Raw genomic sequence first — 14,894 nt, forward strand, 5'->3', positions numbered from 1 at the left:
GAATTCGCCAAACAGCCCGTCGGGCGAATCAGTCATGGGCCGTAGCCCGCGTCAGCGCAGCGAGATGCGAGACCAAAGCGCGCAATTGGCTTTCGGATATCGCTTTGAGGAATGCGAGCGTTGAACCGGCATGGGCGAAAGGCGGCACCGGCGCCGCGCCGGAGGGTCAAAGGCCGTTCGGATCGTTCGGTGATCGAAGCCGCCGTGCTCCTTCGACATTTTTGCGCTCGGCGAAGATGATCTCGTCATTTTCAATCTCGTCGGCCATCATTTGAAGCTCGTCGCCCATCCGAAACAGAGCTACCCGTAAATCTGGGTCGCTGCTGTCGCGAGCGCGGCGGCGGCACCGGTCGGCTTGCTGTCTGAAATCGGACTCGTCCATCCTCGCCTCCCACTATACGAAGGCGGCGAGAGCGCTACGTCTCTCAGTCACCGATGGATGCCGAAGGCGGTGCGGTGATGCGACGAGGGTGTCGCAACGCGATACCGAAAAATGGTCAATATTGCTCACTCTCCGAAAATTGAATGAATTCAGGCACTGCACAATTCCAACTATGCATCGCGGTGAGAGCCTAGAACATTAGGGACGTGGAACAGATCACGAGACCCAACACCGATCTTGCCCATTCTGGACGGCAGCTATCCGACAGAACTCAACCGGGAGGCTTGAGCCCGGGAGACGTAAGCCATTCCTGCATGTGCGAAGCGGTTTCGGCCTGCCTCGCTCGGCGAATGAGTCTCTCGCGTTCAATACCTGGCGGGGTGCCTTGGGCTTCTTTTCGAAGACGCTGCGCTTGTTCAGTCAAGCGCTGATCTAATGGGGAGGTCTGCTTGAAACGGCGTCGCGGCATGGCGCTGCTCCAATATTCGAGTGAGGCGGGAGCGCAACCAGCGTTCTCATCACCGATAGATACCACAGGACTGTGCGGTGATAGCTGAACGTACACCTAAGTTGACGGTGCCGTCGGGTAACAAGTGTACACAACGGGGCCTTTTCGCATACGGGCGGCCGCGAGAGCGGCATCTGGCGAAGGCGGTATCGAGTGGGGTTGCCGTGAAATCTCGACAAACGATCTATTGCAGCCTGTCCCGCGACCAAGACCAGACTAGAGTTTTCCACAGCCTGGGACCACAACCAGCCGACAACCCCGCTGAATCCGCCGAAAATGACCCGAAGGCGAGACTTCCCGGAGCGCATGCCCATGCTGGTCTCCCGATACGCGGCATGATAACCGGCAACGTACAAAACGCTTTGGGTGAACAGGATTCAACCAACGGGATCAAAAAACGATGTCGGATGCCCTGATGAATATCTCGCCGGTCGACGGCCGGTACGAACGCTACACGAAGCCGCTGCGCCAGATCATGAGCGAATTCGGCCTCATCAAATACCGTGTCGAAGTCATGGTGCGCTACGTCCTGGCGCTCGGCGCGCACGCGGACATTCCGCTGCAACTCGACCAGGCCGAGGCCAAGGCGCTCGAAGGCATCATCCATGCATTCGTGCAGGAAGACGCCTTCTCGATCAAACAGCTCGAGACCAAGGGCTGGAACGGCATCCTCGCCACCAACCATGATGTGAAGTCGTGCGAGCTGTGGCTGCGATGGAAATTCGGGCAGATCGGCCTCGGCGGACTCGTGGAATGGATCCATTTCGGATGCACGTCGGAAGACGTCAACAACATCGCCTACGGGCTGATGCTCCGAGACGCCGTCGATGCGCTGATGGAGCCGCTCGAGCTCGCCGTGGAGTGGATCCAGGGTTCCGCGAAGCACTGCGCCCACATGCCGATGCTCTCGCGCACGCACGGCCAGCCCGCGACGCCGACCACGCTCGGCAAGGAGTTCGCGGTATTCGAGGAGCGCCTGCGCCGGCAGATGCGGCAGATCAACGCATTGAAGGTGTCGCTCAAACTCAATGGCGCCTCTGGCAATTACGCGGCGATGCACGCGGCGTTTCCGAATATCGAGTGGCCGCAGTTCGCGCAGGCGTTCATCGAAAACGGCACGTACCTGCGCAAGGGCGCGCACGTCTCGTTCTCGTTCAATCCGCTCACCACACAGATCGAGCCGCACGATACCTACGCCGAGCTCTTCGCGGTAATCATGCGCATCAACACCATCCTCATGGATTTCACGCAGGACATGTGGCGCTACATCAGCGACGACTGGATCGTGCAGAAGCCGGTCGCGGGCGAAGTCGGCTCGTCCGCGATGCCGCACAAGGTCAATCCGATCAACTTCGAGAACGCGGAGGGCAATCTCCAGATCGCCAACTGGCTCATGGAGGGCTGCTGCCGGAAGCTTCCGGTTTCCCGCATGCAGCGCGATCTCTCGGATTCGACCGTCGAGCGCGTCTTCGGCACAATCTTCGGGCACTGCATCGTCGGATATGAGAATCTGCGCGCGGGCATGAAGAAGGTCTCGCCGAATGCCGAGAAGATCCGCCTCGCGCTCGTCGAACATCCCGAAGTGCTCGCCGAGGCGTACCAGACGATCCTGCGCAGCAAGGGCTACCCGAACGCCTACGATGCGCTCAAATCGGTCTCGCGCGGCGCCAAGATTACGCTCTCCGATCTGCATGCGTTCGTCGACGGGCTCGACCCAGAATTCGTCGACGCCGAGACGAAGCAGCGCATGAAAGAAATCATGCCGGATACATATTTCGGCCTTGCGCCGTTTCTCGTGCGTGCAGGTTGAGGGGGCGAAGCGGACGAAGCCTTCGTCGCCACGACAACGGATTTATCGGTACACGGCCTGGTTTGAATTTTGCTGTGTCCTAATCCGATTTGAGTTCACTTCCGGACAGACGCCGAAATGATTTCATGAGCTGAATTGAAAGTTCGGCGGACATGACGTTGTTAGCGTCGGGGGGTGGGATGGCTGAGTATCGAGTCTACACGGTCGGGATCGACGGGCATTTTGTAGGTTACGAGCCACTGGTTTGTCTCGACGACAGGGAAGCCATTGCCAAGGCTGAACGCCTGGTTGATGGGCATGACATTGAGCTTTGGAGCGGCGACCGTCTGGTTATCCAGCTCAATCGCAAGACTCCCGGCAGATAAATGGTACCGGCCTCTTTCCATCGCCGACGCCCCTCTGGCGAGGCGGGACAGCGGGCCAATAAAACTGCATCTACCAAGTCGAGAAGCAGAATATTTTTCGCTGAAGGGCTGGAACCAAATTTCGCCAAACAGCCCGTCGGGCAGTCATGGGCCGTAGCCAGCATGGATGCGGGTGAGCAATATTGACCAGACGACGCGCCACCGCACCGCTACATTTGCTGCGCGTTGATCGGCAGCCCTGCGTTGGGACACCCCCTGCCCGTCCCGATGCAGGGCATCGTTTTTATTCCGTCCTGCTCAGATCACCGGAGTCTCAACCACCGGGTCACCCATCGCCGTCAAGCGATGCGCGTGAGCAATTTTGGACAGACGACGCGCTGGCGCCTCGCTAGATTTGGTGCGTGTTGGTGGAGACCCTGCATCGGGGGCGACCCCCATCGCCTCCCCCGATGCAGGGATTTCTTTGACTGCCGGTCCTTGTCTCGGCCGCAAATCGGCGCATGTTTTGCTGACGGCCTTGATATTGCGAGGGGCGCCATAAGCGCACTCCTGCCAGCGGCAGTTTATTTCGGATCATTCTTGGTTATCGGCTTGATCGTGAAGATGCTGGCCGGAAGGTGGATCAGCCACACCGGCGCCGACCTATCCGACCTTCATGAGCAAGCCGGACCCAAGCGCGGCAGGCGCAGGCTTTTCCTCTTGGGCGCATGGCGCAACGAGGAATAAGGACTGGCGCCCTCCTCTTGGAACACCGGCATCCTCAACCGCCCGCTTTAAGATGTTCAATTTTGAACACCGCGGGGCCGCACACTTCAATCGCGCGCCACATCCTCAGGAACTTCCGCCGATCTGTCCCGTTCTAAGCGCATGGGCATGGTTCAAAACGCTAGGAATGGTTTTATGAAGTACGTGTTGGCAATAGTCGCAGCGGCGAGCCTCTGCGCCGCAGTACCCGCGAGCGCCGAGGACGTCGGCGTTGGCGTCGGAGTCGGCCCTGTTGGAGCCGGAGTGACGGTAGGGTCGGATCACCGCGACCGCGACCGAGATCGCGGCCAAACTACCGTAATCAAGGAGCACGAGCCCCGCGACAAAACGGTGATCAAGGAGCACGGCAGGGAGCCCGATCGCAAGGTGATCGTCGACCACGACCGCAATTAAGAAACGGATCAGCGGCCTCTATTCGAAGGGGCCACCATCCATACGATGAAGCCGCTCGATGATCCCATCGGGCGGTTTTTTTCATTGGGCGATTGCGCGGCGTCGTTATCGTCGAGAACGTTGCAAGCCACCGCGCGGCCCGCCGACGCGCCCGCTGCAGGGCGGTGGAGGATGACGGCCACGTCGATCGGCGCGCATCCGGGCGCGTAGTCAACGGGAGGAATCGAAGTTCGTCCACGGCTTCAGCCAAAATCAACCACTCCAGGCGATCGATGCTGCGTCTATAGACTCCGATCAAAGAGAATCCAGCCAACCTGAACAACCGTTCATAAGACTGTGCTTGACGAGGCAGAACGTATTAGACCATCTTTCACCGCGTCACGAAGCACACCAACGAGGAAGAAATGAAGAAGATTGGTTTCGTTCTAGCAGTTCTGGCCGCCACCGCTTTTGCTCTGCCGATTGCGACCGCAGAGGCCGGTGGAATATTTCACCATCACCACCACCATCATCATCACTGGCATCACTGATACAAATGGCCCCGGTTATGGGGCCATTTCTTTCTGTGCTTCCGCGTTGCGTGACGAAAGTTGAACCTCACTTCGCTATTGCCGATCATCATCCTCGGGATGCGTCCACCGCCATGATCGAGCCTGCGCCGGCGGTCGCCGCCTGCCCGCGATAAACCCGACAGGAGCCGCTAATAGGGATAGAATGTCCGAATGAGGATGACCGCCCTGTTATTGGCTTTAACGTTGACCGGATGCGCTGGCGACCGGCTCAAAGCACCGACAAAGTGCGATGCCGTCTCGGCAGTATTGGCAAATCCGTCCGTCACACGCCGCCAAGAGGCGGCAGCAATGGAAATGGGCCGCAATAACCATTGCTTTGGTACATGATCGCCTTGAGCGTAGAGGACATTTGTCCTGGCGCAGCCCGCCGGCGTTGACATCTCAGGTTAGTTGGCGCGGGGTCTATTGTCGGAGGCGACATGGCCAACAAATCGCAATTTTCAATTGTTACTTACGAGCGGCGTCCGGGGCATTGGCGTGCAGCCATAACGCCATTTTTGCATTCCCGGTCGTTTATCCGGGGCAAGACGACATCCAGCATTGTGACAGGCGATGATTCCGAGTCCGAGTCAGCCGCCATGCTTGCTGCCGAACAACTCATCAAGAAACTGTAACGCTTCAACGCCCGAAGTCACGCCGCCGCGTTCAATCGTTTCGTTGACGACTTCGACAAATTCAGTCGCGCCGGCAGACAAAAATTTACCGTCGGGCTGCACCTCATAAGCCTCAAGGCACTGATACCGCCGGCGCGATGACGATTGCTTATGCTTGCTTCGGAATCATGCGGCCGCCGCGAACCTCGTAAGTGACCGCGCTTCCGTTGCGAGCTCTGATCGCGAGTTTCGGCTCTAACCATGCTTCAGTTACGGCACTCTCGATCAAATGCCGCTGAACTCTTTTGCACCGCGGACAAGCAAAAGTTCGCAGGTCTTGGCCGGTGCCGCCTGGTTCAATCGCCATCAATTTCGTCGGAGAACCGCAAGTGGTGCATTGCGGTCCCTGATTTTGTCTATCGAGCATGTGTTTCTCCCCTCAGTTCGGCGCTCTGAGTTCGCCGGAAAGCCATCCAGCGGACGCTGATTTCATGGGATCGCTCGCGATAACCTCATTCTGTACAGAGTCGCAGTTGGGACATTCGAACAGGCGATGCTCAAATCCGATTGGACCTGGATCGATACGCGCCAGCATCATGCGGGACGTGCAGCGCTGACAGCGTGGCCGTTCGATGGGAGCGAGCGGCCGACCAGACGAGAATTGAGATTTTGACATAACGCTACCCTGCACTGGGCGGGAGCATTACCGGACTCTCGGTCACCGATGACTGCCCATGGCGGGGCGGTGATGGCATCAATATGCCGCGAGGCGCCGCGGCCGACTGCTCAATATTGGTCATTCCCAGAAATTTAATGAATCTGGACGCTGCGCGAGGGAGTAAAAAGAAGCCATGAAAAGCTGAAGGGACGGTCCATGAAACGGATCCCAATCTTCGTGATCGCGGCCGCCATGGCGGTAAGTATTGGCGGTGCAATGACACTCTCAGCCGGAGGCGCCGATTACGAAAGTTCCCTGATTTTCGGAGGCAAAATCCCCGAAGGATACCGCGACTGGAGGTTGATCTCCGTGGCCCACGAAGAGGGTTCCCTCAACGACATACGCGCTATTCTGGGCAACGACGTAGCGATCAAGGCCTATCGGGAAGGGAAACTTCCTTTCCCGGACGGCACGATCATTGCCCGGCTCGCCTGGAGTTATGTCGCCTCGGAGGAAAACAACAAAGCCTTTGGCCGTCCCCAATCTTTCGTTGCGGGGGCCCCCACGAACGTTCAGTTCATGGTCAAGGACTCAAGAAAATACGCCTCGACCGGCGGCTGGGGGTTCGCTCAATTTAACGACGGCAAACCCACCGACATGGTGGTGCAAGACTGCTTTTCCTGCCACGTGCCAGTCAAAGCTCGCGACTTTGTCTTCACCCGTTACTCACCTTGAAGGATACTTCACCTTGAAGGCCACCGCCGACGTAACGCCAAGCCGCGTCCTCGTGCGCGGCACGGTCACGGGCACTACGGGGCCGCTTGGGCCGCGTCGGGCGTTGTCGATGCTAATGCGAAAGAGGCCGCCAACTAGGGCGGCCTTACTCGTCAATCGCGCGGAGCTTCTGCTCTAATTCGACGATGAGAGACCTTATCCGCTCGATCGTTTCCGGATCGGTGGCAATCTGCCGCTGCAACTGGCGATAGCGTAGTATTTTCATTTCGAGCTCTACGCGCTCGTTGTTATGAACCATTCCGCTCACCGAAATTGTCGTCGTATCTATAAGACTACGACGCGCGGGAAATGTTCAGTTCCGTTATCCGAATTAGTCTAGCGGTCTTGAACTGCCGGTAAGCAGTTTCGTCACGTCCGGGGATTTCAATGGGTCATCGCCATCGCAATCCAGGCATCGGAATTTACGCCCGCCGGACTTTACCAGCGCAAATTGCGTGGGATTTCTGCACTTGGGGCAACGCGGGGGCGGAGTATTTTTGGCCATGGTGCTCACGCGGGCGGGAGCACTACCGAATCCACTGTCACCGATTGCCAAGACCGGAACAGGGATGACTGACGTTGCCCCTTGGCTGTAGCACCGCCAGTTGGTTCCGCAGAGCAGAACAGGTCACTGAGCGTCGAAACAGGCCAAGGCGGCCTTACTCCGGCTTGTGCGGGAATGTCGCAACTTTGCGACCAAGCTGCCAAAGTTCGATATCGCGGCCGTCGATGAACTGTTTTGCGGATTCGACTGCGGATGCGTCATCCGGGCAATTCAATTCGATTTCCTTGAGAAGATTGCCGCCGAGATCAACAGTGTTGACACGATATTCAATCCCCACACCGCCGACGGTATGAGCCGCTAGCCAAGCCTTGTTTCTAAAGAGGCGGCGCAACGAAGCGGCGATTTGTCTGCGATCATTGCGCTCAGGTCCGGGCGGCAGCGACCGAGCATATCGCAGCATCTGGCGGCGCAATTGAGCAAGCTGTCCTAGGGTGTAGCGCGTATTGTCATTTGTCATCTTGACCTGAGGTGACGGCATGCCCCCCTCCTTTGGATCAGGCGGGAGCGCGATACTCTCAGTCACCGATGGATGCCGAATGCAGTGCGGTGATGGACCCAAGATGCCGCAACGCAGCACCGAAAAATGGTCAATACTGCTCACTCTCCGAAAATTTAATGAATTCGGACACTGCGCGAGGGGGCAAAAGAGTCCCATGAAAAAGTTACCCGCGAACCCGACTGGGCAGAGATGCCCAGCTTGCGACGGCGCTGGATTCGCGACAGTGAGGCAGCCGGTGCAGCCGGGCCGCAGAATTTATCCGCCGCGGTGCAAGGCGTGCGGTGGCAAGGGACGAATACCAAAGGGCAGCGGATGAGGCAACTAAACAACGCCTATCCCCGCGCCGGTCCTATTGCAGGAGAAGCGGCAGATTGAGCGGGCCACGGAAACCGAATCCGTGCCAGCGCACGCTCGCGGGATCAAGCAAGGTCATGTTAGGGAAGCGCTCGAACAGCATTGGCAGCAGGATGGCGCCAACGGTTCGCCGCGACAAATGCGCGCCCGCGCAATGATGAGGGCCATTGCCAAAGGCCTGGTGAGGATTGGGATCGCGCAGCCCGTTGTAGTTCTCGCCATCTTCGAAGGCGTCCTCGTCTCGGTTGGCCGACGCCTGGATCGTCATCACGGTGTCGCCCTTCGGGATCAAGTAGCCGCGAATCTCCGTGTCCTCCGTAACGAGCCGTGAACTCGCCTGGATCGGCGCCACCCACCGTACCCCTTCCTCGAAGGCGGAGCGCCATTTGCCGCCCGCGCGCACAGCGTCAAGCTGATCTCGATTGGTCAACAGGCCATAGAGGATCGTCAGCAGGGCGTCGCGCGGCTCGTTAATGCCGCCGCCGATCGCGATCTTTACATTGGCGATCATCTGGCTTTCCGGAATCGGATTCTTCGCGTTCACCATGAAGGAGAGAGCTGAGGAATCCGGTTCGACCCGCACGCGTTCGGCGTTGGCGCGGATACATATGTCCATCTCCGCATTGGCGATGTCGGTCGCATCGAAAGGCCCCGGCGTCCAGCCAAAATTGCCGGCGCCGTCGATCAGCGTCTGCGACCATCGCTGCATTTCCTCATCGCTCGCGTCCGGAAGGCCCATCGCATGCGCCAGAATCCGCGCGGCAAGCGGTCCTGCGAGAGCGGGAAAGAGATCGACCACCTCACCGCGCGGCAGCCGGTCAAGATACGCCGCGGCCATTTTCGCATACAGCGGCGCCCAAACGGATTCGATCGTCTTCGGCATCAGGGCCGGCATCATCGCCATGCGTTCGGTCCGGTGCTCGTCGTGGTCCTTGCGCATCAGCGTATGAGCGAGAAAGGCGCGCTTCATGGGCGTGTTCGGGTCGTCGGAGCTGAACAACACCGGATTGTCCTTCACATATTTGGTGTCGGCCGCCTTGGTGAGGAAGGTGCGGCCCACGGATTTGACCCGCAATACTGGCGCTTCACGTCTAAGGCGCTGGTAGATCGGATAGGGATCGCGCGTGAGCTCCGCGATCGTGATGATCTCGTCCAGGGGGGCCAAGCTCGCGGTCAGCATGGGGTGATCCTGTTGGATGCGGGCCCGCATGTGCCGGGCCGGAGGATCCGGAGGATAATGGCAGGCCCGAAACAGCACAATCCTGACGTCCGCTATACTTGCAGGGGCAAAGCCGGCACGCTCCTCCTCCGCGCCGGAACCGAATGCGAGAAAGAAGGGACAATCGCGCCGGCGCCGGTTTAACGATCCAAGATTCACTTCCGACTTCCCGAACTACTCCTCTAGCGTGAATCCAACTCGCAAAGTGACCTGATAATGTCGGACAGACCCTTCTTCGATATGGCCTCTCGTTTGCACGACTTCGAACCATTTCATCTCGCGAATGGTCTTTGATGCGCGAGTGATCGCATTTTGAACGGCATCCTCGATACTTTTTTCGGAAGATCCTACGAGTTCTAGGATCTTATAAACGTGATCCCTCATTTCGGTGACCGGCATGGCGAACCTCCGCTGGTGAGCCAGGTCTAATCTGAACGAGTTCCGACCTCTCGAGTTCCGCGACTTCTGCGAGGGAAGTTGCGGCGGAGGGTGGGGATCGAACCTCCACGTACGGAATGCCCGCAACGGGTCAATCGCTGCCGAAATGGGGTTTCCGCGCGACGGCCGCTTTCTCCACTAGCGACCAGACAGCGGACATGGCTGGTGGTCCGTTTCGTGCCACTTTCGGACTCGTGCAACGCAGCGAAAAATTCGCCTTCATCCGCAACTCGTCGGTGCGGGATTGATCGACTTTATGGTATAAATTCCTCATCAGCGCAGAGAAGGAAACCTCGCGATGCGCATGAACTCGGCTATCGCCGCGATGGCAGTTCTCATTGTCTCGCCTGTTTCCGCACTCGCGTTGGAGTCAAGCATGACAGTGCCATCACCGCTGTCGCCGGACGCCCTTTGGAAAAAGGTCGGCGATTTTTGCGGAATGACCGCATGGAATCCGGCGGTTGAGAAATGTGTCCTCAGCGCCGACGGCAAGCAACGCACAATTTTCCTCTTTGGAGGCATTGGTACCGCCGTCGCGACGCTGGAGAATTGGGATAATCCCAACAGGAGCTTCACGTATAGGAACGTATCGGCGGGATTGCTGCCGATCGCGAACTCTCACGCGACAGTCAGTGTGATTGAGGATGCGAAGGGTTCGGCCTTGAAGATGACGGCCACCTACGACGCCAAAGGCGTGTCAGACGCCGACGCCAAGAGAGCCGCCGACGGCGCTATGTACCGGTCTCTTTGTTTTAACAGTCCGCTCTTGTGCTCCCCCGATCAACGACCCGTCGCACCCGCCGAGTTGGTGAAATTTGATAGCGTTCCGCCGGGCCCGCCCCCCCTCGTCCTGCAAGGTTATCTGAGACGTCCTTCAGGAGCAGGTCCTTTCCCTGCCGTCGTGCTGTGGCACGGATGCGGTGGCTTCCCCGAGCCGGTCGATCAAGATTGGGGAGTAAAGGTTACCTCATGGGGTTACGTCGCCCTGACGATTGACAGTTTCGGTCCTCGAGGCATCAAGAACACCTGTGGGGGCGGTCCGCCCGCCGACATCGCTTATGACGCGTACCGGGCTTTGAATTTTCTCGTTCAGCAACAATTCGTCGACCCCAAACGCGTTGTCGCCGTGGGATTTTCGCAAGGCGGCTGGCTCAGTCTTTTGTCTGTTGAACGTGGCGCGATTGAAGAGGCGTCCGAAAACAAGTTTCGTGCCGCTGCCGCGTTCTATCCCGTTTGTAGCGCTGTCAAGGGGCCCATGACGGTCCCTACGCTCATTATGACGGGTGAAAGTGATGACTGGACCCCAGCAGAGGCTTGTCGAAAGTTGGTGAACGGGCAGAATGACTGGGGTATTTCTCGACAGAAGGGTGAAGGCGTCCCGATCCAACTCATCGTTTATCCTGACGCCTATCACTCGTTTGACCTCCCGACGCTTCAGACGCCGATCAAATATTTCGGACATCACCTTGAGTTCAACAAGTTGGCCACTGATCAGTCGAGCGACGCGCTGCGTGAATTTCTTCAGGCAAAGGTTGGCGGACGTCAGTAAGAAATGTCTGCTGTGGGTCATTCGCGTCGGTTTGACCGTCAACCGCTCACTTCCGATCTTCCGATACAAGCAGACATTCCTGGCGCGCGTCGGCACTTCGCACGGCGATCGGCCTACTGCTTACGGGTCTCAAACGCCTGACCCAGTCGTTCTACTTCGAGGCTCGTGCAAAACAACCGCGCCGCAATCGCTCGAAACCGCCAAGACCTCACCATTCTTTGAATGTCGGCTCGATGCATCCCCCGCAGACCCAAGGAAAGGTCCAATCAGCCGTGCGCTTGGCGCTGTCGGGGATGTACTTGCTCCAGGCATCGGCGCGGACCGGATTGATTGACTGCCAAATGATGTCAAAGGTCCCAGAAGAATTTATTTTCCCGATCATGACTGGCTTGGAAAGATGATGATTGGTGTTCATCACAACCTCAAAGCCGCTCGGCGCCTTGATCCTTTGACCGTACATGGCCTGGCGGACCGCATCAACGTCGGTGGTGCCCGCTTGGACAACGGCTTGCGCCCACATCCTGAAGCCAATGAAGGTGGCTTCCATCGGGTCATTTGTGATTTTGTCTCGTTGCCCGTTGAAGTCCGCCCACATTTTCACGAACGCTTCGTTTTCCGGTGACTTGATCGACTGGAAGTAATTCCAGGCCGCCAGGTGCCCGACGGGGACAATGCCTGCGCCAAGTAATTCGCGCTCGCCGACGGAGAAAGCCATGACTGGAATTGCGTTGGCGTCTATCTGTTGTTCTGCGAGTTCCCTGTAGAAATGTGTGTTTGCATCTCCGTTGATGGTTGATATCACCGCTGTCTTTTTTCCCTGCGAACCGAAGGCCTTGATCCGCTCGATGATCTCTCGCCAGTCGGAATGGCCGAACGGCGTATAGATCGTCATGATATCCTCTGACGACACCCCCTCTGCGGCAAGATATGCGCTCAGGATTCGGTTGGTCGTGCGCGGATAGACGTAGTCGGTGCCGAGCAGAACCCATCTGCGAACTTCGCCTCCGTCCTTGCTCATCAGATATCGAACGGCGGGAATTGCCTGCTGATTCGGCGCGGCTCCGGTGTAAAAAATGTTGCGCGAACTTTCTTCACCTTCGTATTGCACCGAGTAGAACAGCAGGCCGTTGAGCTGCTCGAAGATCGGCAGAACGGATTTGCGGGACACGGAAGTCCAGCAGCCGAACACGACCGCGACCTTTTCCTTTGTGAGTAGTTCCCGGGCTTTTTCGGCAAAGACGTCCCAATCGGAGGCCGGATCAACGATGATCGGCTCCAGTTTCCGTCCGAGCAGCCCACCCTTCTTGTTCTGGTCTGCTATCAGCATCAGAACCGTGTCCTTAAGCACCGACTCGCTGATCGCCATGGTGCCGGACAGAGAATGCAGAATACCGATTTTGATGGTATCTTCGCCTGCGCGAGCCGCTGGGACGACGAGCACGAGCTGCAAAACGAAAAATCCGAGTACGATGCCTCGCAGGGCCGAAGCTGATTTCATGTCAATGCCCCGACGAGCTCGAAAATGCGGGTTTCCTTTGTCATGCCTTTCGCAATGACCGACTCGAAGGCTTTGAACTGGAAGTGGTGCTGAACCCGCAAATAGACGCCTTCGCTCACAAGGATAGCGGTCCCAAACTGCTTGTTCAGGCCTTCGAGGCGCGCCGCCAGGTTCACCGTATTGCCAAGGGCCGTATAGTTCATGCGCTCAGTCGAGCCAAGGTTGCCGATGACGGCCTCCCCGACATGAATGCCAAACCGTGTGAAGAATGGCTTCAGACCCTCGGCTTCAAACTGGGAGTTGAGTTTTTCGCTCGCCAGCCTGCCCGCAAGAGCTGCCCGGCAGGCGCGCTCGACGTGGTCTGGCTGTGGATTGGGCGCGTTCCAGAACACCATCACGGCGTCACCGATGAACTTGTCGACCGTTCCGCCCTCGGCGAGGAAAGCCTCTGTTAGCACGGAGAAATAGCGCGACGTTTGGTGCATGAGAATGTCGGGCTCAGCGGCCTCGGCGATCGTCGTAAAATCCCGGACGTCGGTGAAAACGACGGTAATCTCCTCTCGGACTCCGCCAAGCTCGGTGGAGATGGAATTATCAATAATCCGCTGGACGATCTCTTTGGGGACAAAGTGCGCGAACGACCATATGGCGCGTTGCGCGAGCTCCATCGCACTACCGAGTTCGTGAATTTCCTTGATGCGTGATGTGACTGGCAAGAGGTCGGGCGCAGCCAGCTTCTGGAGTTTGACCGCCTGAGCCGTTATCCTTTTCAAGGATTGGGACATTCCGCTGCCAAATATCCAAATGACGGGAATAAAAGCAGCGCCAGCGATAATTGCGAGGATCAGCCCGCTGAACTGGAGCCTCCGAACATCTTGGGCAAAGTCTTGCTGGGCCGCCAGCAACAATATATTGGCGTTGTACTGTTCGCCCAGCGTGAATTTCGCCACCCTGAACAGATAGTCCCGCCCGTGGTCGTCGCGGATATTGCCGTCGTAATGGTCGCGCCCATTCGACCTTCGCAAGACCGCCGCCACGACGCCGGAGTTGATCTCCCTGATGTTTGGCAGTTGCGGCTGGGATGGATGCGTCATCGCATCGACAACGAATTGTGCAAAATCGGGGTGGGCTATCAGCGAGCCGGTCGAGTCGAAAATCAAGACGATGCCGTGCTCTCCAGGCCGTTGCGCCTGGACGAAATCGCTGAAGGTGTCGAGCTTGAGGTCGGCGGCAATGACGCCGGGCACTTTGCCTCGCAACGGCGCGCTAACCGTGATCACCGGTGCGCCGATGCTGAACGCAAGATAAGGCGATGAGACCAGCGGTCGGTCGGCTTTCATCGTCTCGCGATACCAGCCCCGCTTGCGCGCGTCGTATCCGTATTTCCACAGATCGAGTTGCCCGACTTCGTTGCCCTGCTGATCTTCGAAAATTCGTCGCATCGGCAGTTCGCCACTGGGACCGGGGCGGACCAGATTGATGGCAATCGTGGCGCCAGGCGTCGCACGCAACCTCCCGCGCTGCTCATCGTTGAGTTCGCCAATGCGCCGCACCTGCAACCAGGCGCCATTTTCGAAACCGGCATAGATACCGTCCATTTGGGGCAGTTCCTGCAGCACGGCTTTGAATAGCGGGATCGCGCGGCCGGTCTCGGTTCTCTCATTTGAATCGGCGACACTCGAACTGGTCGCCAGCACATTCACCAGCGAAGCTATCGCGGTTATCTCCGCCTGAAGGCGTCCGAAGGCCTTCGTACTGGTCGCGTCCATATAGGCGGACGCGGCCTCCTGCGTGGCCCGGCGGAGAGCCTGGACCTGAATTGCGATCAGCAGTCCGGCCAGCGCGACGATAAACGCCATCACCGCGAGGGTGATTGAGGTTCGAAATGTGAACATCCCCCCGTGCCTCCCTCAATCGTAAAGGATGCAGCCGGTAAGTCTCATCGCCGCTCA

13 protein-coding genes are annotated in these 14,894 nt (G+C 58.1%); 6 read left to right on the plus strand and 7 right to left on the minus strand.

Annotated features, from left to right (window positions below):
- Positions 1-166: 166 nt before the first annotated feature.
- The gene (locus BLV09_RS16650) at positions 167-382 is read right to left on the minus strand and encodes a hypothetical protein (RefSeq protein WP_146688110.1); all 216 of its coding nucleotides are present in this window, start codon (positions 380-382) and stop codon (positions 167-169) included.
- A 908-nt stretch (positions 383-1,290) separates the two neighbouring features.
- Between BLV09_RS16650 and purB the strand changes: the two genes are divergently transcribed.
- From purB to BLV09_RS38495, 4 genes are all read left to right on the plus strand, one after another.
- The gene (purB, locus tag BLV09_RS16660) at positions 1,291-2,700 is read left to right on the plus strand and encodes an adenylosuccinate lyase (RefSeq protein ID WP_146688112.1); all 1,410 of its coding nucleotides are present in this window, start codon (positions 1,291-1,293) and stop codon (positions 2,698-2,700) included.
- Between the two features lie 179 nt (positions 2,701-2,879).
- Entirely contained in the window at positions 2,880-3,065 is a 186-nt protein-coding gene (locus BLV09_RS16665) for a hypothetical protein (protein WP_146688113.1), read from the plus strand.
- 900 nt (positions 3,066-3,965) lie between these two features.
- Entirely contained in the window at positions 3,966-4,223 is a 258-nt protein-coding gene (locus BLV09_RS16670) for a hypothetical protein (protein WP_146688114.1), read from the plus strand.
- Between the two features lie 404 nt (positions 4,224-4,627).
- The gene (locus tag BLV09_RS38495; RefSeq protein ID WP_283806854.1) at positions 4,628-4,753 is read left to right on the plus strand and encodes a hypothetical protein; all 126 of its coding nucleotides are present in this window, start codon (positions 4,628-4,630) and stop codon (positions 4,751-4,753) included.
- A 611-nt stretch (positions 4,754-5,364) separates the two neighbouring features.
- Here BLV09_RS38495 and BLV09_RS37300 read toward each other — a convergent pair.
- A complete protein-coding gene (locus tag BLV09_RS37300) occupies positions 5,365-5,511 on the minus strand; it encodes a hypothetical protein (RefSeq protein WP_167558762.1) in 147 nt (48 codons plus the stop codon).
- 751 nt (positions 5,512-6,262) lie between these two features.
- Here BLV09_RS37300 and BLV09_RS16680 point away from each other — a divergent pair.
- Positions 6,263-6,781, plus strand: coding sequence for a cytochrome P460 family protein (locus tag BLV09_RS16680; protein ID WP_146688116.1), 519 nt, complete (start codon positions 6,263-6,265; stop codon positions 6,779-6,781).
- Positions 6,782-7,479: 698 nt separating this feature from the next.
- On the opposite strand, the gene BLV09_RS16685 is transcribed toward BLV09_RS16680, so the two are convergent.
- The 3 genes from BLV09_RS16685 to BLV09_RS16695 form a co-directional block, all read right to left on the minus strand.
- Positions 7,480-7,863 carry a hypothetical protein gene (locus tag BLV09_RS16685; protein WP_146688117.1) on the minus strand — a complete coding sequence of 128 codons (384 nt, stop codon included), beginning with the start codon at positions 7,861-7,863 and terminating at the stop codon, positions 7,480-7,482.
- Positions 7,864-8,233: 370 nt separating this feature from the next.
- Positions 8,234-9,418 (minus strand): cytochrome P450, encoded by a 1,185-nt coding sequence (locus BLV09_RS16690; protein WP_146688118.1) that lies wholly within the window; start codon positions 9,416-9,418, stop codon positions 8,234-8,236.
- Positions 9,419-9,631: 213 nt separating this feature from the next.
- Entirely contained in the window at positions 9,632-9,856 is a 225-nt protein-coding gene (locus BLV09_RS16695) for a dodecin (protein WP_146688119.1), read from the minus strand.
- 337 nt (positions 9,857-10,193) lie between these two features.
- On the opposite strand from BLV09_RS16695, the gene BLV09_RS16700 reads away from it, so the two are divergent.
- Positions 10,194-11,444, plus strand: coding sequence for an SRPBCC family protein (locus BLV09_RS16700; RefSeq protein ID WP_146688120.1), 1,251 nt, complete (start codon positions 10,194-10,196; stop codon positions 11,442-11,444).
- 208 nt (positions 11,445-11,652) lie between these two features.
- Here the strand turns inward: BLV09_RS16700 and urtA are convergent, their stop codons facing one another.
- Positions 11,653-12,942, minus strand: a complete 1,290-nt coding sequence (gene urtA, locus BLV09_RS16705) for an urea ABC transporter substrate-binding protein (protein ID WP_146688121.1) — start codon at positions 12,940-12,942, stop codon at positions 11,653-11,655.
- Positions 12,939-14,645: an adenylate/guanylate cyclase domain-containing protein gene (locus BLV09_RS16710; protein ID WP_244549126.1), complete on the minus strand. Its 1,707-nt coding sequence runs from the start codon at positions 14,643-14,645 to the stop codon at positions 12,939-12,941. Before BLV09_RS16710 ends, urtA begins: the two co-directional genes overlap by 4 nt.
- Positions 14,646-14,894 lie beyond the last annotated feature (249 nt).

This window comes from Bradyrhizobium canariense, from assembly GCF_900105125.1.
GTDB lineage: Bacteria > Pseudomonadota > Alphaproteobacteria > Rhizobiales > Xanthobacteraceae > Bradyrhizobium > Bradyrhizobium canariense_A.